We start from the raw sequence: 264 nt of genomic DNA on the forward strand, positions 1-264 counted from the left end.
GTCTGCCGCAAAGCAAGACGCGCCTGATGTACCAGACGATTCACGGTAAACGTTCGCCGTGCGGCAATCTGCCGAACTCGCTGCAATGGTTCGTCGAAAAGCCGCAGCATCGACTGCACTCGACGGTGTTTATCTGGCTTTTCAGCGCTGCGCTCGAAGCGAACGCGAACACGCCCCAGGCACTGATCGCCGCCGCCGATCTCTATTCGAATCTCTTTGCGGAGACTTCACCCGCATTGCTCACTGTCGACCGCGCGTGTGGCC

1 protein-coding gene is annotated in these 264 nt (G+C 59.5%); it reads left to right on the plus strand.

The annotated features are described in order from the left end of the window. Positions 1-26: 26 nt before the first annotated feature. On the plus strand, positions 27-264 hold a 238-nt coding region (locus SB816_RS32480; RefSeq protein ID WP_410548310.1), incomplete at its 3' end, for a FlhC family transcriptional regulator.

Source organism: Achromobacter sp. SIMBA_011, from assembly GCF_046535435.1.
GTDB lineage: Bacteria > Pseudomonadota > Gammaproteobacteria > Burkholderiales > Burkholderiaceae_B > Achromobacter > Achromobacter dolens.